At 38.8% G+C, this 19,157-nt stretch carries 18 protein-coding genes and 1 pseudogene; 6 read left to right on the top strand and 13 right to left on the bottom strand.

Going from position 1 to position 19,157, the window contains the following annotated elements; all coding sequences use genetic code 11:
* Nucleotides 1-83 precede the first annotated feature (83 nt).
* The gene (locus C4F40_RS02555; RefSeq protein ID WP_196937821.1) at nucleotides 84-491 is read left to right on the top strand and encodes an acyl-CoA thioesterase; all 408 of its coding nucleotides are present in this window, start codon (nucleotides 84-86) and stop codon (nucleotides 489-491) included.
* On the opposite strand, the gene C4F40_RS02550 is transcribed toward C4F40_RS02555, so the two are convergent.
* On the bottom strand, nucleotides 488-793 hold the full coding sequence (locus C4F40_RS02550; RefSeq protein WP_196937820.1) for a DUF3817 domain-containing protein: 306 nt from the start codon (nucleotides 791-793) through the stop codon (nucleotides 488-490). The genes C4F40_RS02555 and C4F40_RS02550 overlap by 4 nt on opposite strands.
* Nucleotides 794-1,033: 240 nt before the next feature.
* Here C4F40_RS02550 and lpdA point away from each other — a divergent pair, with 240 nt between their 5' ends.
* The gene (lpdA, locus tag C4F40_RS02545; protein ID WP_196939242.1) at nucleotides 1,034-2,422 is read left to right on the top strand and encodes a dihydrolipoyl dehydrogenase; all 1,389 of its coding nucleotides are present in this window, start codon (nucleotides 1,034-1,036) and stop codon (nucleotides 2,420-2,422) included.
* Between the two features lie 62 nt (nucleotides 2,423-2,484).
* Here the strand turns inward: lpdA and C4F40_RS02540 are convergent, their stop codons facing one another.
* From C4F40_RS02540 to C4F40_RS02520, 5 genes are all read right to left on the bottom strand, one after another.
* A complete protein-coding gene (locus tag C4F40_RS02540) occupies nucleotides 2,485-3,495 on the bottom strand; it encodes a LacI family DNA-binding transcriptional regulator (protein ID WP_196937819.1) in 1,011 nt (336 codons plus the stop codon).
* Nucleotides 3,496-3,528: 33 nt separating this feature from the next.
* Entirely contained in the window at nucleotides 3,529-5,085 is a 1,557-nt protein-coding gene (locus C4F40_RS02535) for a S41 family peptidase (RefSeq protein ID WP_196937818.1), read from the bottom strand.
* A 14-nt stretch (nucleotides 5,086-5,099) separates the two neighbouring features.
* Entirely contained in the window at nucleotides 5,100-5,540 is a 441-nt protein-coding gene (locus C4F40_RS02530; protein ID WP_231389895.1) for an HAD family hydrolase, read from the bottom strand.
* 115 nt (nucleotides 5,541-5,655) lie between these two features.
* A complete protein-coding gene (locus C4F40_RS02525) occupies nucleotides 5,656-6,126 on the bottom strand; it encodes a hypothetical protein (RefSeq protein ID WP_196937816.1) in 471 nt (156 codons plus the stop codon).
* A gap of 3 nt (nucleotides 6,127-6,129) precedes the next feature.
* Entirely contained in the window at nucleotides 6,130-6,783 is a 654-nt protein-coding gene (locus C4F40_RS02520; protein ID WP_196937815.1) for an ABC transporter ATP-binding protein, read from the bottom strand.
* Nucleotides 6,784-7,177: 394 nt separating this feature from the next.
* Between C4F40_RS02520 and sucC the strand changes: the two genes are divergently transcribed.
* Nucleotides 7,178-8,371 (top strand): ADP-forming succinate--CoA ligase subunit beta, encoded by a 1,194-nt coding sequence (gene sucC, locus C4F40_RS02515; RefSeq protein ID WP_196937814.1) that lies wholly within the window; start codon nucleotides 7,178-7,180, stop codon nucleotides 8,369-8,371.
* A 121-nt stretch (nucleotides 8,372-8,492) separates the two neighbouring features.
* Here the strand turns inward: sucC and C4F40_RS02510 are convergent, their stop codons facing one another.
* Nucleotides 8,493-9,326, bottom strand: a complete 834-nt coding sequence (locus tag C4F40_RS02510) for an IPT/TIG domain-containing protein (RefSeq protein ID WP_196937813.1) — start codon at nucleotides 9,324-9,326, stop codon at nucleotides 8,493-8,495.
* 128 nt (nucleotides 9,327-9,454) lie between these two features.
* Here C4F40_RS02510 and asnS point away from each other — a divergent pair, with 128 nt between their 5' ends.
* Together asnS and C4F40_RS02500 are read left to right on the top strand one after the other, a co-directional pair.
* Nucleotides 9,455-10,900 carry an asparagine--tRNA ligase gene (gene asnS / locus C4F40_RS02505; protein ID WP_196937812.1) on the top strand — a complete coding sequence of 482 codons (1,446 nt, stop codon included), beginning with the start codon at nucleotides 9,455-9,457 and terminating at the stop codon, nucleotides 10,898-10,900.
* A 124-nt stretch (nucleotides 10,901-11,024) separates the two neighbouring features.
* On the top strand, nucleotides 11,025-11,645 hold the full coding sequence (locus C4F40_RS02500) for an L-threonylcarbamoyladenylate synthase (RefSeq protein ID WP_196937811.1): 621 nt from the start codon (nucleotides 11,025-11,027) through the stop codon (nucleotides 11,643-11,645).
* 13 nt (nucleotides 11,646-11,658) lie between these two features.
* Here the strand turns inward: C4F40_RS02500 and C4F40_RS02495 are convergent, their stop codons facing one another.
* The 5 genes and pseudogenes from C4F40_RS02495 to tilS all read right to left on the bottom strand — a co-directional run bounded on the left by C4F40_RS02495 (nucleotide 11,659) and on the right by tilS (nucleotide 15,438).
* A complete protein-coding gene (locus C4F40_RS02495; RefSeq protein ID WP_196937810.1) occupies nucleotides 11,659-11,979 on the bottom strand; it encodes a DciA family protein in 321 nt (106 codons plus the stop codon).
* Nucleotides 11,972-13,075, bottom strand: a complete 1,104-nt coding sequence (recF, locus tag C4F40_RS02490; RefSeq protein ID WP_196937809.1) for a DNA replication/repair protein RecF — start codon at nucleotides 13,073-13,075, stop codon at nucleotides 11,972-11,974. Before recF ends, C4F40_RS02495 begins: the two co-directional genes overlap by 8 nt.
* Nucleotides 13,076-13,212: 137 nt before the next feature.
* Complete coding sequence (locus C4F40_RS02485) at nucleotides 13,213-13,533, bottom strand: DUF4834 family protein (RefSeq protein WP_196937808.1); 321 nt, start codon at nucleotides 13,531-13,533, stop codon at nucleotides 13,213-13,215.
* 85 nt (nucleotides 13,534-13,618) lie between these two features.
* Nucleotides 13,619-14,044, bottom strand: coding sequence for a hypothetical protein (locus C4F40_RS02480; RefSeq protein WP_231389894.1), 426 nt, complete (start codon nucleotides 14,042-14,044; stop codon nucleotides 13,619-13,621).
* A gap of 23 nt (nucleotides 14,045-14,067) precedes the next feature.
* A pseudogene (gene tilS, locus C4F40_RS02475) lies at nucleotides 14,068-15,438 on the bottom strand (tRNA lysidine(34) synthetase TilS).
* 655 nt (nucleotides 15,439-16,093) lie between these two features.
* Between tilS and C4F40_RS02470 the strand changes: the two are divergent.
* On the top strand, nucleotides 16,094-18,487 hold the full coding sequence (locus C4F40_RS02470; protein WP_231389893.1) for an OstA-like protein: 2,394 nt from the start codon (nucleotides 16,094-16,096) through the stop codon (nucleotides 18,485-18,487).
* 48 nt (nucleotides 18,488-18,535) lie between these two features.
* Here the strand turns inward: C4F40_RS02470 and C4F40_RS02465 are convergent, their stop codons facing one another.
* Complete coding sequence (locus tag C4F40_RS02465; protein WP_196937807.1) at nucleotides 18,536-19,108, bottom strand: non-canonical purine NTP diphosphatase; 573 nt, start codon at nucleotides 19,106-19,108, stop codon at nucleotides 18,536-18,538.
* Between the last annotated feature and the right edge of the window lie 49 nt (nucleotides 19,109-19,157).

The following is a 19,157-nucleotide window of genomic DNA, read 5'->3' as shown; positions in this document are numbered from 1 at the left end:
GAGCGAGGATTAAGGAGCAAGGATAGTCTTTGAGCCTTAATCTTTGTTCCTTATCTATTATCTCAAAAAAACGAAACCACCAGATGAATTTTCATACACGAAAATGGGTAAAACCAGAAGACCTCAATCCAAACGGCACCTTGTTTGGGGGAACATTGTTGAGGTGGATCGACGAAGAAGCCGTTATCTATGCCATCGTACAATTAAGTAATCCCCATGTTGTTACCAAATACATCTCCGAAATAAATTTCGTCAGCTCAGCCAGACAAGGGGATATTATCGAACTAGGTATTATAGCAACTCATTTCGGCACGACCTCCATAACCTTGGCCTGTGAGGTACGAAATAAGATTACGCGGAAAACGATTCTTTCAATAGACAAATTGGTCTTCGTCAACCTCGATGAAAATGGCCTCCCTGTGCCACATGGCAAAACCGAAATTACCTATGCCTATATGAGTATAGACACGCCTAAACTAAAACATGACTAACGGATATTGCTTCTCTTTATAGAAGCGATTTCTTTTTTAACGTCTTTTTCAACCCAAAATGAGACAATAGGGATTAGAGATAAAACGAAATAGGTCAGTACTTTTGAGAATTTCCAGTTATACGTTTGCCAACATGCCACTAGCAAGATAACAAAAATAACGACTAAAAATCCATGAATGGATCCCGCAATTCGAACCGCTTCGGGTACATCCGCAAAATACTTTAAAGGCATCGCCACAAAAAACAATATAACAGTAGAAATGGCCTCCCAAAGTGCGATTTGTTGAAATATTCTTAACATACAAATAAGGTGTTTTCGGTAACAAAAATAGCTTTATTATTCATATTACACAGATTATTTACCATTATTGACTACCTAGTGACAAACCCACGCGGGTATTTATTTTTCTGTAAAAATAAGGTGTTCAAAATAATTTATCTAGGTATGATAACGTCAAAATCACACGCTCAAATTACGTGCTACCAAAAAAAAAATGTATTTTTGAGTTTAATTGTAAAAGACACAAAATCATTAAATTATATGAACTACGACATCATCGTCATCGGAAGTGGTCCTGGAGGTTATGTAGCTGCTATCCGATCTGCTCAATTAGGTTTTAAGACTGCTGTTGTGGAGCGCGAAGCTTTAGGAGGTATCTGTTTAAATTGGGGATGTATTCCAACTAAAGCATTATTAAAAAGTGCTCAAGTATTTGAATATTTAAATCACGCTGAAGAATATGGCATCAAAGTACAAGGTGGAGAGGCTGACTTTGGCGCTATCGTAAAACGGAGCCGAGGTGTTGCAGACGGGATGAGCAAAGGTATTCAATTCTTGATGAAAAAGAATAAGATCGATGTGATCATGGGTACTGCCAAAATCAAAAAAGGTGGTAAAATAGAGGTAAAAGGGGCTGATGGTTCGACGAAAGAGTATACTGCAAAACATACTATTCTTGCTACCGGCGCTCGCTCTAGGGAATTACCTAACCTTCCTCAAGATGGAAAAAAAATCATTGGATACCGTCAAGCAATGAACTTACCGACACAGCCCAAATCAATGGTTGTAGTGGGATCCGGGGCAATTGGTGTTGAATTTGCCTATTTTTATAATACAATAGGAACCAAGGTTACCATTGTAGAATTTATGGATCGTATTGTCCCTGTTGAAGATGAAGAGGTTTCAAAACAACTCGAAAAATCCCTTAAAAAAGCAGGCATTGAAATTTTAACGAAATCAGAAGTTCAATCTGTTGATACAAAAGGAAATCTTTCTAAAGTTAATATTAAAACAGCAAAAGGAAACGAAGTAATCGAAGCTGAGGTGGTCTTATCTGCTGTTGGTATTTCTCCAAATATTGAGAATTTGGGACTTGAAGAAGTCGGCGTAAAAGTTGATAAGGGACGCGTTGTAGTTGACGATTTCTACAAAACAAACATTGACGGCGTATACGCGATCGGAGATATTGTAAAAGGTCAGGCCCTAGCTCATGTTGCATCCGCTGAAGCCATTACCTGCGTAGAAAAGATCAAAGGCCTTCATGTAGAAGCTATCAATTATAATAATATACCAGGCTGTACATATTGCTCACCTGAAATTGCATCCGTAGGTTATACGGAGAAAGCTGCCCGTGAAGCTGGATACGAAATCAAAGTAGGTAAATTCCCATTCTCTGCTTCAGGAAAAGCTTCGGCCGCTGGTGCAAAAGATGGTTTCGTAAAGGTTATTTTTGATGCGAAATACGGCGAATTCCTAGGCGCTCACTTGATCGGGGCCAATGTAACCGAGATGATCGCTGAGGTAGTTGTAGCCCGTAAATTGGAAACAACGGGGCATGAGATTATTAAATCGGTGCACCCCCACCCTACGATGAGCGAGGCAATCATGGAAGCTGCTGCAGACGCATACGGTGAAGTAATCCACTTATAAGAAGCTCCTTGTCTTTGGCTACAAAATAACAAAAGGCGCGGTTACTATAAAAACCGCGCCTTTTATTTTAAGATCAATTTAGAAGGAAAAACGATGTCTTTAGGCTCAAATTCTTCTTTCGAGGTCAAGATATCAAAAAGAATTTCCGCAGCTTTTCCACCTTGCTTATCCGGATACTGCTCAATACTTCCTATTGGTGGATTTTCGATATATTTCCACAACGGATAATTTGCGTAGCTAATAAAATGCATATCCTGACTTAAGACAATACCCCTGTGACGTGCATATTTCATGACATCTAGTGTCACGAAATCATTAAAAGACACCACTGCAGAAGGTCGTTCGGACAAGGAGCACAGCTCCTCCATCGCCTCTTCATTACCTCTTTCCGTCAAATCGGTATGCACAATATATTTTTCATCAATCACGACATCAAATTTTTTAAGCGCACTCTTAAATGCTGCTGTTCGCTCGCCAGAAGCAAGCAAGGTATCGGGGCCATTAATCAGTGCGATACGCTGATGTCCTCTAGATATAAATGCTTCAATTGCTTCTTCCATACCAGAAGACAGATCACTATAGACTTTATCTACATTATCCAACTCGGGCACACAATCAAAAAATACAATCGGAATATCGGAAGACTTAAGTATCTCAATAAAACTTAAGTCTGTCGTATTCTTACCCATGGACATCAAAATTCCGTCGACACGATGTTTCTTAAATGTATTAATAATTTGAAGTTCCCGCTCTTCATTATCCAACGATTGCCCGAGCAGTACCGTATACTTATGTTCTTCAGCGACAGTCTCTATCGCGCTAATAGCTAGTGAGAAGAACGGTTCGGACAATGACGGCAAAATTACGCCAATCGTAAATGTCTTACGTTGTTTAAAAAATATTGCTGTCTGATTGGGTTCATAATTTAACTCTACCGCCATTTTTTTGACACGCATGGTGGTCACAAGCCCAATACTTGGATGATCATTGAGTGCACGAGAGACTGTGGAAGGTGAAATTTTAAGCTTTCTCGCTATTTCCTTTATCGTCGCTGGCTTGTTTGGCTTTGTCATCAAAGTTTACTTTAAGTTTCTATCTCAAAAATACTATTTTATTTTTAGGTCTTTATTCCGGAATTTGAACATGCCATGCACTTTACTTCTATCACCCATATTCAAGATTCCCTTTCGAATCCGCCTATTGCGAATAGAAGTTGTAGCCGATCTTTCAAGCGAGGTATATGTCCCGGTATTAATATGTCTTAACGCCATTGATAACATTGACTCGCGCTCATCGCCAAAATCATAAAAATTATCGAACTCCGATACGTGGACATCCGGAATCAATCCATTGAAATAATCGCCTTGGTTGTCTGCATTAAAGGTTTGGAACGAAGCCGCATACAATGATAGAGATTTATTTAAAAGTTCTAATTCAAAAAAACCAACCGGCTTTCCGTAGGTATTTTCCGAAATCCTACTTCCGTTTTCATCCCAAGCGTAGGTACCGACAACGTGCACATCCATATAAGGCTCTAGGCTATTGATCAGCAACTCGCTTGCAGATGCCGTGGAAGAAGTAACCAAAAAATATACGCGCTTTAAATTTAATGCGTTCGTTTTCGAAAAATACACATCTTCAAACTCTCGTTTTATCTCTGGATCGGCAAGGAGATACCTATTGATTTTGTGCGTCGACATCAGTTCTCCGTTTCCACTCGTAGGTACAATTTTGTTGGCTAAATATTCAGCAGTATTTACGATACCTCCGCCGTTATACCTCAAATCGACAACGAGTTCCTCAATCCCCTCCGTTTCAAATTCTTGAAAGATATCTTGAAAAATTGTATTCATTTTCGAAGGAATATTCGTGTTTTCTACAAAAAGACTTATAAAGGAGCTAAAAGCTAAATATCCAATTTTTTTTCCATCTTGAATAATTACTTTCTCGCTTACAACAGGGTTGAAGGAATATTCAATGCTATTTATAGAGACGATATCGGTTGAACCGTCCGCTTTTACTAGGTTTAAGCTCATCGAAGAGGAAGACAATGCATTATTTATAAAAGCGAAATTTTGGGCTCTTTGTGCTTCATAATCGATATCCGAATTGCCATTGACACGAGCTATACGATCACCACGTCTTATGCCTGCCTTATAAGCTGGAGATTCGACATCTACCATACGCACATATAGATCCGCATTGTCGCCCGAAGAAACGGTTTGCAAATAAAAAACATACATCCCAAAATCCGTAGCTACACCTCCCTCTAATTCTCCGCTAATCACACCCTGTCTATCGATAAAGCTGTAACGGTCTATAGGAGCTCCTGAAGGATCGATTTTTGTTAACCCCATTAAATAATCCAACACGTTTTCGCTTCGCTCAAAATATTGGGTGAAATTTTCACGTAAATAGCCATCTTCATCAATCCTATTTATATCGCGTGGAGGAATGTATTCTTCCCATAAGGATAATACTTTATAAAAATACCATACCGAATCGCGTAATTTATTCTCACTTTCATCAGACAGATATGTTTTGCCTTTATCGATACCTGTTTCGACAACTCCCTCATCCGGACTAGCGGGACTATCCTTTTTACAAGAAAGCATAGATCCGAAAGAACCAAGTATAAACAGTAATGCAAAAAATTTCTTCATAATACCTTTTAAGTCTAATCAGCCTGAATCCAATATAAATCTTGGGGCTTCACGCCATAATCTTCAGCAAGATAATCAATTGGTTCGAAATTTCTAAACTTTAGTTCATCCACAAAATAAACTTTAAGCAAATTTTTAAACTGATTTGCTTCTCCCCAGTCAATGTGTTTCATTTTATTTAATTGTTCGACCGGATTACCCTTTGTTAAAATAGCGACCTGCTTATTTTGTGTAAAAAGTCGAACAATTAATTCTTCCACTTCTTTGAATAATATTAATTTGAGTGGTAACTGCGCATTAACATGCAAGCGCAGCAAATTTTCTTTATATTTCTCTTCCACTCCAAACATCTCTTTCAGTCTGTCAAAAACGAATTTCGGTCCTTGGTTTTCATAAACTTTTTTCATAAAACCAACAAGATCCCTGGCAGGTATCGCCCCTGTTGTAAACTCCATAAAGTTTGCAAACAGGTAGTAGACCTGTAAATCGTAATCAGACTTCGCAAATAGGACGTTGTCTACTTCAAATAAATAAATTTCCTTATCTAAAGGAATACGTTCGATATGCATATTATTTCAAAACCGCTAAAACAAACTCTTCTCCCGAATCTGAAACTACGCCTAATCCGTTAACTGCATAAGCAACAGATTGACCTGAGATTAAATCTATATGGTCTAACACCACACTTAACGCCAATTCTTTAATAGGATCGAATAATACCTCCATTTCCAAAAGCTCATTTTTAGAAGGGCAAATAACCCGTATCCCGTATTCTTCAAAAAGCTGTATAGATTCACTTATAGACTGTACTTCTGCCACTCCTAGGGGAAGAATGAAGGGCACGTTATGATCCAAAGCCAGCTTGAGCACTTCGTGCGAAAAGGTAGGATTTGTTCCTGTGGGAATATGGAGATATTTGTCTTGTAATACCGAAGGAACTTCTTCTGAAGTGGAAAGAATCACTTCATATTTGCGCTGCATTAACTTCGACAGCCGGATGGCTAACGGTCGGGTTCCGAACGTAATTAATAATTTTTGCATAATTTAATAAATAAATCCATCCCGCATATGAATGGTACGGTCTGATATACCGGCAAGCTCTTCGTTATGTGTCACAATAATAAATGTTTGACGCATTGTATCCCGCAGATGAAAAAACAGATTGTGTAATGACGACGCGTTTTCAGAATCCAGATTACCTGAGGGCTCATCTGCGAGTATAATAGACGGATTGTTAATCAACGCCCTGGCTACCGAGACACGCTGTTGCTCGCCTCCAGACATCTGAGAAGGTTTATGTTTCGCACGTCCAGCTACACCTAACAAATCTAATAATTCCATTGCTTTCTTTTCAACTTGTCCATGGGTTTGACCTTTGATATAGGCAGGAATACAAACGTTCTCTAACGCCGTAAACTCCGGCAGCAAATGATGGAATTGAAATACAAAACCGATATGTTCATTCCGAAAACTGCTCAGTGCATTAGCGGAAAGAGCATGTATTGCAGCGCCATTGATATAAAGTTCACCTTTATCGGCCTTGTCCAATGTCCCGATGATGTGCAGCAACGTACTCTTTCCTGCGCCCGAAGCTCCCACGATTGAAACGATCTCACCTTTCTCTACTTCTAGGCTAACGCCTTTTAGAATGGGTAATTCACCGTAAGCTTTATAAATATTACTTGCTTTCAATATCATAACACGAAGTTAGCAAAAAGTATGAAATCGAGGTGTAAATAATATGGACACACAGGGCAATCATCATTTAGATCGGCTCTCATCAGCCATTAAAAACTTAGCGACCACCGAAGACAACTGCGAAACAAACCGATCTCATTGACACCAATAAATACAGACAAGAGATCAATAAAAAATAGGTGAAATTAAGATCGTCTGTCACTACGTTGAAAACAAATATACATCGATGAAAAATCTTCGCAGGCTTAGCATGAGCACCAACAACCTCAAAAGTTAGTGCAGGTTCTTGACGAGCATTGAAGACAAACTCTCCCGTAAAAAAAGTAGCTTTTTAACGAACAAAATCTTGACCCTTACGAATAAAAATACTACTTTTACACTAAATTTTTTATCGATGAACATTCACGAATATCAAGGAAAAGAAATACTTAAAAGTTTTGGCGTAAGAATACAAGAAGGTATTGTTGCTGAAACCCCAGAGCAAGCTGTAGAAGCTGCTAAAAAATTGAAAGAAGAATACAATTCTGACTGGGTTGTAATCAAAGCTCAAATTCATGCTGGTGGTCGCGGTAAAGGTGGTGGTGTGAAATTAGCTAAAAACCTAGAGGAAGTATCACAACGTGCTACAGATATCATAGGTATGCAATTAGTAACTCCTCAAACTGGTGCCGAAGGTAAAAAAGTAAATAAAGTATTAGTTGCTCAAGATGTTTACTATCCTGGCGAAAGTGAAACGAAAGAATTTTATGTATCTGTGTTATTAGACCGGGCTAAAGGTCGTAATATCATTATGTATTCCACAGAAGGTGGGATGGACATTGAAGAAGTAGCTGAGAAAACTCCAAACTTAATCTTCAAAGAAGAAATCGATCCTAAAGTTGGTTTACAAGGCTTTCAAGCACGTAAAATTGCTTTCAATTTAGGCCTAACCGGTGGTGCACACAAAGAAATGGTGAAATTTGTTGCTGCTTTATATAAAGCATATGATTCAACAGATTCATCTATGTTCGAAATCAACCCTGTATTAAAAACATCTGACGATAAAATCTTAGCTGTAGATGCAAAAGTAGACTTAGATGAGAATGCATTATACCGTCATCCGGATTATGCAGCATTACGTGATGTAACGGAGGAAGATCCTACAGAAGTTGAGGCTGGCAAATCTAACTTAAACTATGTAAAACTTGACGGTAACGTGGGTTGTATGGTTAATGGTGCTGGTCTAGCAATGGCAACAATGGATATCATCAAAATTGCTGGTGGTGAGCCTGCTAACTTCTTAGACGTAGGCGGTACTGCAAATGCAGAAACGGTAAAAGCTGGTTTTAACATCATCTTAAAAGACCCTAACGTAAAAGCAATCTTAATCAATATTTTCGGCGGTATCGTTCGTTGTGACCGTGTTGCTCAAGGTGTGATCGATGCATATCAAGAAATCGGAAACATTCCTGTTCCAATCATTGTACGTCTTCAAGGTACAAATGCTGCAGAAGCTAAAAAGTTAATTGACGAATCAGGATTACAAGTTTATTCTGCTATTCAATTAAAAGAAGCTGCTGAATTAGTTACTAAAGTATTAAAAGGATAAATAGTTTTTGGTTTTAAAATAGATAAAAAGACCGATTTTCCATTAAGAAAATCGGTCTTTTTTGTTTATACCCCTAAAATCGAAAACTACCCGTGGTACGTTGAAAGAAGTATCCCCTAAGCTATTCTTTCGTAACCAACGTATGTACTGCACTTTCGTTCTCGCTTACGCTCAATGTAAAATTATTTTTCTTATAGGTGGTTAGTACATAATTGCTTCTTTCCTCTGTCGAAACGAGTGTAGCACCCAATTCTGTACGAATCTCTGCATGGGATTCTTCTGCACTATATTGAGGATTTCTAATCGGTTCTCCGTGTATTATTCTTAATTCTTTTAGGGAACTATCTTCAAAATACAACAAATAGTTACCACTAAGTCCCTCTATAAACGGAACATGCACCAACTGGTCATACAATTTATCTTTTGAATAATATAAACCGACAGAAGGATTTAGCGATTCTCCTGGTGAAATGATACTGATGGCGCTACCTCCACTTTTAAACCGGCGACCAATCCATGATATCTGGTTTCTATAGGCCCTATCTAGGCTTTGCCAAACTGTCGGCAAGGTATAATCAGCAACAAAGCGCAGCATGCTCTCCTGTTCCACGACATTTTGACCATTGTCTATCGTCAATTTCATCGTCAAATCGCCGGTTTGATTGACTGGCGGAAGCTTAAATAGTATTGTAGTTCCCTCCAGTTCTTTTTTTTCTTCCTTTATTATCGTTCCCGATTGGCCATTTACCGTTAAGCGGACGTTATCTTTTTCCTCATAGTCTTTGAAGTACCGTCCAATGACATAATATTCCACTCCAGTTTTTTGAACAATACTTTCCGGAGCAATTAAGATTCTATCTATAGTCTTCTTAACAGGGTCTCCATCATCGCTTTTACCACACGATACAAACAAGGCGATGGACACGACCAATATTTTGAGTAAGTAACTTTTCATGACTATAAAGATAACTTTTTTTACAATCCATCCATAATGTTCATTTTTTTCATAAATTCCTCATTTATTACCAATAACCGACAGAATAGCGTATTTTTGTGACGCTTAACAAAGAAGTTGATTATTAAATGGAACACACACGTATCAAAGGACTATTAAAATCCGAGGAATTCGGCAAACGCGTTATTGTAAAAGGATGGGTAAAAACTTTCCGCAATAATCAATTTATAGCGATTAATGATGGTTCTTCTTTGAATAATATTCAGGCAGTAGTTGATTTTGAGAATACGGACGAAGTTCTCTTGAAGCGGATAACAACAGGTGCGACCGTGCGCGTAGCCGGAACATTAGTAGAATCGTTAGGTAAAGGCCAACGTGTTGAAATTAAAGTGCAGGAACTGGCAATTTTAGGAGATTCTGATCCGGAGAAATTCCCATTGCAACCAAAAAAACACAGCTTAGAATTCCTGCGCGAGATAGCACACCTACGTTTTCGCACCGGAACATTCAATGCAGTATTCAAAGTACGAAATGCATTAGCTTTTGCAGTCCATCAGTTCTTCAACGAAAGGGATTTCGTGTACATGCATACACCTATTATCACTGGATCAGATGCCGAAGGAGCAGGTGAAATGTTTAAGGTAACTACGTTAGATTTTGACCATATTCCCCGCAACGATCAAGGACAAATAGATTATAAAGAAGATTTCTTCGGTAAAGCGACCAATTTAACTGTATCAGGACAGTTAGAGGGCGAGCTTGCCGCCATGGCCCTGGGTAATATTTATACTTTTGGCCCAACGTTCCGTGCAGAAAATTCGAATACAACACGTCATTTGGCTGAGTTTTGGATGATCGAACCGGAGATGGCATTCTACGAATTGGAAGACAACATGGATCTAGCAGAAGATCTATTAAAATACGTGATCAAATACGCCTTGGATCATTGCGCAGAAGAAATTGACTTTTTAAAAAGCCGATTATTGGAGGAGGAGAAATCAAAACCTCAAAATGAACGTGCGGAACTAAACTTGGTCGACAAATTAAACTTCGTTTTAGAGAATAATTTCGAACGCGTAACATATACTGACGCTATCGAAATATTAAAACGCAGTAAACCCAATCAGAAAAAACAATTTAAGTACCTCATTGAAGAATGGGGTGCTGATTTACAATCGGAACACGAGCGCTATCTAGTCGAAAAGCACTTTAAAAAACCGGTAATCCTAATCGATTATCCGCGAGAAATCAAATCTTTCTATATGAAACAAAATGAACCTGATGCACAAGGACGCCATACGGTACGTGCCATGGACATCCTGTTCCCAGGTATTGGAGAAATGGTGGGCGGTTCACAACGGGAAGAAAATCTTGACAAATTACTGGCTCGTATGGAAGAAGTGGGTATCCCTTCTGAAGAGATGGATTGGTTCCTAGATACAAGACGGTTTGGCACAGCGCCCCATTCCGGCTTCGGACTCGGCTTCGAACGATTGGTACTCTTCGTGACAGGAATGACGAACATTAGAGATGTAATTCCTTTTCCACGTACGCCCAACAACGCAGAATTTTAATGATAAACTATACAAACGCCTTAAAACCGTCAAAACAAATTATACTTTTGACGGTTTTATTATATAGACTATCAGCATATTCGCGAATATGCAAATTTGCGAATATGCTTTTTTTATTTTACAAATGTTAATTAAAATATACGAAGACAATCCGAATCCAAAAGCTATCCAACAAGCGGTAGATATTTTGAAGAGAGGTGGTGTGATAATTTATCCAACTGATACCGTATACGGTATTGGATGTGATATTACGAATCAAAAAGCAATTGAACGTGTCTGCGCCATTCGGGGGCTGCGACCCGATAAGGCTAACTTGTCTTTTATTTGCTACGATCTAACAGACATATCTCAATACACAAAACCTTTTGACACGACTGTTTTCCGGGTGTTAAAAAAGGCATTGCCTGGCCCGTTCACCTTTATCTTTAACGCAAGTAGCCAAGTGCCCAAATTATTGAGTTCGAAGAAAAAGACGGTAGGTATACGTGTTCCGGATAATAGCATCGTGCGCGAGATCGTCAAAGAACTAGGAAATCCCATTGTGACGGCCTCTATTCATGATGAAGATGAGATTATAGAATACTCAACGGATCCCGAATTGATTTACGAAAAGTATGAAGATAAAGTGGATCTGGTTATCGACGGAGGGTATGGAGATAATATCGCTTCCACGGTTGTCGACCTAACTAATGGTGAATTCGAGATTATCCGGGATGGCAAAGGTGATCTGGAGCTTTATTTGTAGCGCGATAAACGATTTACAGAATGATGAGTTCTTCTATAATGACTTGCCCCACGTGTTCATTCACGCGACCTATTATCTGCCTTCTCATTAACGCCAGTTCATTTTTGATAACCGCAGATTCAACCTTTACAAAGAGCTTCTTATCCTTAATATAAATCTGTTGTGTACGGTTAGCGATAGACGTCCCCATTATTTCAGGCCACGCGGACACGATTGAGGACTCATCAAATTTTCTGCGTAATTTGAAAACTTCAAGCCATTTTTCAACGGCTTGTTTGATACTGATATCATCCCGGGTATGAATCTCCTCTAACTTTTTCTTATACTTATACATTTACCGCCCCTCCTTGTATCGCAAAGATACGTATAGGCTGGGCAATATCCTCAAAAATCTTCTGCAGCCTGAATGCATCGGTATCCGTTATAAAAATTTGTCCAAATTCATCCTCTGATACCATCTGCATCAATTTTTTGGTACGTTTTTCATCCAGCTTATCAAAGATATCGTCTAGTAACAAAAGAGGTTTATATTTTTTCTCACGCCGTAAAAAGCTATACTGCGCCAATTTTAACGCAATCAAAAACGACTTTTGCTGTCCTTGAGAACCAAACTTTTTCAACGGCATATCTTCATGGATCGTAAATAACAGGTCGTCTTTATGAATGCCTTGAGTGGTACGTTCTAAAATCCGATCCTTTTCGAGGGTTTGATTCAGAAGAGAGAGAAATCCATGTTGACCTAATTGAGATTCGTATTCAAGAGATACCTCCTCCGCCCCTTCCGACAAAAAGCTATAATGCCGTTGGAATTCAGGTAAAAACGATGCCATAAATCGTTTGCGACGCGCATAAATAATCTCACCTACCTCTACCAACTGTACATTTAAAACCTCCATAAGACCAAGGTCAAAAACACCTTTATCCCTGATGTTTTTCAGTACAGCATTACGTTGAAGCAATACTTTGTTATAGGCAATAAGCGTATCTAAATACTTATTATCTGTTTGCGAGATTACGTTGTCTATAAATTTACGACGCTCTTCACTTCCCTCCGTAATAATGACACTATCATTAGGGGAAATCGTTACCGAGGGGAACTGCCCGATATGGTCTGCTAACCGTGGATAATCTTTCTTATTGCGTTTAAATTGCTTTTTTTGATTGCGCTTAAGGCTACATGATATATGATCTAAGCGATCATCGTTATCAAATTCACCCTGAATCATAAACCAGTCTTCCCCTTTTTTGATATGTTGGGAGTCAATGGGGTTAAAATAGGATTTACAGAGGGATAAATAATGGATGGCATCGAGTAGATTGGTTTTACCTGCACCATTCTCTCCGGCGAACGCGTTCACCTCAGGCAGAAAATCCAATGTCGATTCTGTATAATTCTTGAAATTAAAAACAGATAATTGTTTCAGCCACATATCGACGTTGTCAAAAATTAAAAAGTAAAAAATCGCACTTGCGAATTCATCGAAGATAGTTATAAATGATCAGTCAATATCGGCAAAAACAAATTAACCAAAGGCAAATGTATCCATTAAAAAAACAACGTTCTGACCTAATTAATTTCTTCGAAATCGACAAACTCACCCGCTGTTGCCGCGCCATTTTTCTTAGCTTCTTCTTTAGGCGGAACATAATCTACATGTACTTTATTATCCGGTTTACGCGATTGCGATTGATCTTGATAGCCACTACCAAAAGGGTTCGCATTTCCGAAAGGATTTTGACCTCCAGACATATATTGATGGGATTGCTGCGCCTTTTTCATCATACGCTCGGCAAGTTTGCGCATAGCGAAAGGCATAAGCAGACGAATCGAAAACTTAAAAACGTAGTAAAACAGTATGGTAAATAAAATAAAATATAAAAATGTCATCTTGTGTATTCTCTTTCTTCAAAGATAAAAATTTAAAAAGATGGATACGTCAAAAAAATGTCAGAGTCAATACGCTTAACATTTTTTAAGACTCTGTACGTTTTGCATTGTGAATTGCATTTGCCAATTCTTCTGGCTTCTGGGTACCAATTATATATACAAGTCCATCTCGATCCTTCAGCCATACGGCATCTTTTCCTCCAGCATAAAAGCGGATTTTACCCTTGGTATGTAAATTATACACGGGATTGTTAAAAATGAAACTACTATACGGTCTCTTCTCAACCGAGATTATCGATGATAAATCAATTTTCACCAAACTGGTAGACCACAATCCGCTGATCGTTATATTATTTGGTGTGACTAAGGTTTTATACAGCAGCATATACATCATAATAATAGAAACGATAATGATGATTCCTCCCACAATAAAAAATAATTGTCTAGACGCCAAATGATCTAGATTTAGGTAATAGGCAATAAAACAGAACAATGCCAAAATAAGACGCACACTGATCCAGGTTTTGTCTCTTCCTAAATATTGTCTTTMGACAWAAAGATTTKCTTTKTMMATAYCYATWATTTACAAACTAAGKTAAKTACTTTTTGTGTATTATCTGTAATCTTATACMGATCATCTAAGYGKTARCCKCTGATCYACATGATCTCTCCATTACCATTCACCCAAATTGCAATATTTTTCTTATCAAAAAGACTAATTTTTCTATCCACAAAATAATCGCTCAGCTTTTTTTTGCCCCGCATTCCCAAAGGATAAAACGTATCTCCTTCTTGCCAAGATCGAACTTTCAATGGAAAAATAAGTCTATTATAATCTATTTGCGCTACTTGAACATCAGGGCAAATTTCTGTGTGCTCCGAGAGCAGGATTTCGAAGGTTTTATCTAACCAGACAATGACCTTTGCATCTTCCGACACTTCCAACTCGGTCGCTAACCTATCTTTCTTTTTGAGAAGTACATAGGTCCGGTCTAATAATAACTGATATTTATTCGATTCGAAAATACGACCAGACTCCGCATTTGACGCTAATGCTTGCAGCAAATCCTGAAGCGTCATTTTGGAGAACCCAAAAGGTTCAAAGAGAGCATATAGCAATGGCATACTTTGCCTACTCAGATCTTCTTTTTTAATTTTCCAGCCTTCTCCAGTATCCGTTTCAAACAACTGACTGCGCAACGGGTCAATAAAACTTTGGAGTAACACATAATTTTCTTGAAAACGTTGTATATTTTTATCCATCGTATCAATAAAATCAGTATTTAAAGCCTCGAATTGCGGTATGATATCTAAACGAATTTTATTCCTAGCATATTTAGTCGAAAAATTAGAAGAATCGTCTCGAAAAGGCACCTTTAGTTCTTCGACGGCGCTAGTTACTTCTGCAGCCGTCAAAAATAAAAGCGGACGAATGATGTTTCCGCGCTTCGATTTGATCCCCTGAAGTCCCTGAAGTCCTGTTCCACGTGTAAGATTCAAGAGTACTGTTTCGACATGGTCGCTTTTATGTTGTGCCACCGCGATGTACCGACAGTTCAATTCCCGTGCAAGGTCATTAAACCAAGCATACCGTAGATCGCGTGCCGCCATTTGAATCGATATCTTATGCGTTTCAGCGTAAGATACGGTATCAAAATTCTTTAGATGAAAAGGTATCCCATGCTGTCGTGCAAAGTTCCGCACCAAGATTTCATCCTCATCCGATTCCCGTCCACGAAGACCGAAATTACAATGTGCAATTTCAACAGCTATCTGCGCTTCCAAAAACAATGTTGCCATTAGCATAGAGTCACGTCCTCCGCTTACTGCAAGCAAAACCTTGTTTACAGAAGTAAATAATTCATTATCAACACAATAATACTTAAAACGACTCAAAAGTTCCATTGATCAAATTTAAATAATATTAATTGATTTTACGGATTTAAACAAAACCGATCCATTAGATTTCATGGAGATATTGTTGATATTAAAAGAAGGTTTTTCTTAATCGATTTCTTTTGTCCCGTTCAGCACCCTTCCGCCATTGGCCATGGCAGGGCTCCAACCTTTTTCTTGAAAAAAAGGTTGACAAAATTCAAGACTTGGTCAACGTTACGCTAAAAGCTTTTGGATTTACTAAACAGCTCCGAGCCGTTTCACTTCAAGGATCTGTTCTTAACGTAAATCCAAAAGCTTTCTTAACGCTACATCGACCTAGGTCGTTCTTTCTAAATTTAGCTGATGAAAAAAAGCACATATAATCAATGCACAATCCTTACAAATTCGAAAATGTCGCCTTAGCCATTTGCCAATTGCAGTGGGAGGCACTAGCCATTCTGGCAAATGGGTACAGCGACGATTTTTGCTTCTTTTTAGGAAAAAGAAGTCGCCCTCGCGCCGGCGAAAGAGGCGCATAAAAACTGATTAAAAAATAGGTTCATTTTTATAACCCCTAACCTTTTTTACATAACCTAGAACACCGCGGTAAAACAAGTAAATAAGTATATGAAAATTTCGCAATTAACATTATTTTGCTATTTATTTACATATTTTTGCCTTCGTGAAATATTGGTTGATTTTTATCTTTTTCGTAGTCGGTGCACAACTTACTTTTGGTCAGACGCCAATCGGAGGAACTCCTATTCAACAAGGTGGTGGGCAAGATCGATTAAACCTAGTCTCCTCCAGTAGCGGGCGAATCAACGCTAAGACAGGACAGATGATATTCTACCGCCCGGTGTACGAACACAAAGGCAGTACACTATCTGCAGATAGCGGCTATATTTATGAAGATGAGTTAAAGCGACAATTTTTCGAAGCGTTCGGTAATGTGGTCATTACACAACCCTCGGGCACGGTTATTTATTCGGATTATTTACATTACGACGCAACTGCACAACATGCACGGTTAAATAAAAACGTGAAAATGGTCGATGGCACATCGACGTTGACCACCAATTTCCTAACCTACAAGATGCGTGCTAAAGTAGGCACCTACACAGGAGGTGGACGTATTATCTCTCAAGGCGATACGATTACTTCTAAAAATGCGTATTATTTTGAGGACACGAAAGATGCTTATTTCCGTAATGCAGTCGTCGTACGGACGCCAAACGTAAAAATCTACACCGACACCATGCGGTATAATTCAGCGGACAGGATGACTTATTTTTTCGGACCGACTAACATAAAAGATAATACAGGCGAGAAAAATTTGTACACCGAAAGGGGGCATTATAATACAGGTACCGGAATAGCTGATTTTAATAAAAACAATTTATATACGGAGGGCACGAAGTTCTTAAAAGGCGACAGTCTCCATTATGAACGGGAATCTGGTATAGGCAAGGCTTATAGAAATGTTGTTTTTATCGATACGCTCGATAAATTTTATGCATACGGAGGATTTGGACTGTATCGACAATCGGATGAATCTATCACCATGACGGAAAAACCGTTGATCATTACATTGGTCAAAAACGATAGTACAGATAATAATGTAAAAATAGACAGTACAGAAAATACCGATGAAGTAAAATCGCGTCGCGAACGACGTAGAGAACAGCGGGAGTTGGAAGAACAGGAAATATTAGAGATAGAGACAGAGACAGATAGTATCTCATCCGTCGAAAGCGAAGTGATACCGCCTAAACTTAAAGAAGAAGCGAAGATGGATTCCGTTTTCCTCACTGCCGACACGTTATTCTCTAGAGCAATTCCGTTAAAAGAATATATTGCCCTCGATTTAAAATTAGATCGCAGCGGAGGAGAATTAATTATTGAAGACGATGTGGATTATGGGGATGATGATTTGAATTTAGAGGTTGATTCGACCATGGATTTAGAGGTTGATTCAACTGCGCTAAAGCTAAACTTAGACTCAGGCGAAATGGCAATCGATGATCTGGAGCAAGTTATTTCATCGAAATCCTATCCCGATAGCACCCTAAAAACCATACCACAAAAACCTGTTATACAAGCAAAAAAGCCTCAAAACAACAAAAAAGATGAACCGCTTTCTATCGAAGCGACTATAAAAGCAGATAGTTTGACGCGTCAAAATGCCATTATCCCCACCGGATCCGAAGCTGATAGTCTCCTTAACAATGCCCTGAAAGTCGCGCAAACCCAAGATACGATTACAAAAAATATTCCCGTGGGTGATAGTACAACGATTGATGCCGCATCCGATACCGCGCGCACACGAATCGTAAAAGCATATTATAACGTACGATTATTTAAATCTGACTTACAGGCCGTCGCGGATTCCGTTTATTATGGTATGGCCGACTCCATGTTTCGGTTCATGGGGCGACCAATGATCTGGGCGCAAGGATCTCAAATTTCGGCAGACACCATTTTTATGCAGATATTAAACCAGCAACTGGATAATGCGCTGCTTAAAGAAAACGCCATGATGGTTAATGCCGTGTTAGATACCGTTAAGTTCAATCAATTAAAAGGACGAAAGATTACCGCATTTTTCGCTAACAATAATATCGACCGGTTGTATGTAGATGGCAACGCGGAAAATCTCATCTTTATGGAGAACACAGAATTAGGCATTATTACCGATATGTTCCATGACCGAGGCGCGCGAATAAAAATAAAAATGGAAGGCAAAAAAATCATAGATTACGTTTCCGTCCGAAAAGTGGATCAAAAAGTATATCCATTCAAAATGGTAACCCAAGAAAATGAGATATTGCCTGGTTTTATCTGGAGACCACAAGATAGACCGACATCGAAGGAAGATTTGCTCAATCGACGGCGTGAAATTCCAAAAGCTGGAGAAGAAGGGCCTAACCTACCCCAAACATCAGAGCAGATAACGAAAGATATCTCCTCCGAAAAGGGCCTAATCGACGCAGTGCAAGAAACGGTTTCTAAGGAGACAAAGAAAGTGGAAAACACTGAAAAAGAAAAGCCTGTTCCGTTGAAACAGGCTAATTAAACATCTTCTTAAACACTTTTGTTAAACGTGTCTTTTTAAATCGCCTACTTAATCATTCAAAAAATCTGCCAATTTCCGAACAGCAATCGCACGATGACTGATTTGATTCTTTTCGGCGGCGGTCATCTCTGCAAAGGTCTTCTCATACCCTTCGGGGATAAAAATAGGATCATATCCAAAGCCGCCTTCACCCCTCCTTTCCGTTCCGATACGACCTTCTATCGTTCCCTCAAAGAAATGCTGCTGTTCATTCAAAAAGAGTGAAATAACGGTCCGAAAACGTGCCTTACGATTAAGATTACCTGCTAAACTTTCCAACACCAAATCTATATTCTTTTCCATATCCCGCGATCCAGAGTACCGGGCAGAATAAACTCCAGGGGCATTATCCAATTCATCAACCTCCAAACCAGAGTCATCACCAAACGAGTACAGCCCATATTTATTAACTAAGTAATCTGTCTTTTGTTTCGCATTCTCTTCGAAGGTATCCCCTGTCTCCGGAATATCATCCTGACAATTGATATCCGCAAGTGATCGGATTTGAAAGCGGTCTCCAACAACCTGTTGTACCTCTTCCAATTTATGTGCATTATTTGTAGCAAAAACTAGTTCAAGCATGTTGCAAAGTAATAAGTAAAAAAATAAAAAGTAAAAAAGCATATTCGCA

The organism is Sphingobacterium pedocola (assembly GCF_015209965.1).
Taxonomy (GTDB): Bacteria; Bacteroidota; Bacteroidia; order Sphingobacteriales; family Sphingobacteriaceae; genus Sphingobacterium; species Sphingobacterium pedocola.
The sequence above is the reverse complement of the archived record's forward strand: the minus strand, read 5'-3'. Positions and strand labels throughout refer to the sequence as shown.